This is a genomic window from Spirillospora sp. NPDC046719, assembly GCF_040645715.1.
GTDB lineage: Bacteria > Actinomycetota > Actinomycetes > Streptosporangiales > Streptosporangiaceae > Spirillospora.
Genome location: NZ_JBEYYT010000939.1, coordinates 1 through 1,101, shown reverse-complemented (window position 1 = coordinate 1,101; position 1,101 = coordinate 1). Strand labels below are relative to the sequence as shown.

Genomic DNA, 1,101 nt, shown 5'->3' with positions numbered 1-1,101 from the left:
CCATCCCGATCAGGACGAGCGGGCGGCCGTCGTAGGCGTCGGCGAAGGCGTGCGCGAGCCGCTCGTCCAGCCCGCCGCCGCGCTGCGCGACCACCTCGAAGCCGCCGGGCAGCCACGGGCCCGGCGTGCCGGACAGCGCGAGCACGCGGCGCCGCGCGGGCGCGGCGGCCACCGCGGCCAGGGTGTCGCGCAGCGCGGCGGTGGCCAGCGCGGCGGCCTCGGCGGGCGTGTAGGCGGGGGTCAGGCGGGTCTTGACCCGGCCCGGCACCGGCTCCTTGGCGATGACGATCAGATCGACATCGGCGCCGGCGGCGTCCGAGGCGGCGGGGGCGGCGGGGGCGTTCACGGGGCCACCTCCGCCAGGACGCGGCGCATGTCGCGGACGGCGCGGACCGTCCCGCCGACCGTCCCGGTCACCTTCGACTCCCCGGTGCGCGGCAGGTACGCCACCTCCAGCTCGCCGATCCGCCAGCCCGCGCGGGCGGCGCGCAGCACCATCTCCAGCGGGTACCCGAACCGGCGGTCCGCCAGCTCCAGCGCGAGCAGCCCGGCGCGCGGCGCGGCGCGCATCGGGCCCAGGTCGCGCAGCCGGGTGCCGGCGCGCCGGTTCAGCGACCGGGCCAGCACGGCGTTGCCGAGCCGGGCGTGCGGCGGCCACGCGCCGCGCCCGACGGGGCGGCGCCGCCCCAGCACCAGCGCCGGCGCCCCGCCGGCGGAGAGCCGGCCGAGCTCGTCGGTCAGCCGCGGCAGCTCGGCGGGGTCCAGGGACGCGTCGGCGTCCATGACGCACACCACCTCGGCGGTGGCGGCCAGCAGCCCGGCGTGGCAGGCGGCGCCGAACCCGCGGGCCGCGGCGGGCACCACGTCGGCGCCGTGGTCCGCGGCCACGCGCGCGGATCCGTCGGTGGAGGCGTTGTCGACCACCAGGGGCCGGAAGCCCGCGGGCATCCGGGACAGCACCCACGGCAGGGCCTCCGCCTCGTTGAGGCACGGGAGAATCACGTCGATCACGACTCTGACGCTACTTTCGGTGACAGGTCCGCGACCCTTACGAACTGGTGACGGGCCGCCGGGCCGGCTCCGCGGCGGCCCCGGCGGGCG

Annotated in this window: 2 protein-coding genes; both read right to left on the bottom strand. The window is 79.5% G+C overall.

From position 1 onward, the window contains the following. On the bottom strand, window positions 1-346 hold a 346-nt coding region (locus ABZ914_RS51720), incomplete at its 3' end, for a DUF2064 domain-containing protein (protein WP_500201862.1). Beyond that, a complete protein-coding gene (locus ABZ914_RS51715) occupies window positions 343-1,011 on the bottom strand; it encodes a glycosyltransferase family 2 protein (protein WP_347256700.1) in 669 nt (222 codons plus the stop codon). The genes ABZ914_RS51720 and ABZ914_RS51715, both read right to left, overlap by 4 nt. Window positions 1,012-1,101: the final 90 nt, after the last annotated feature.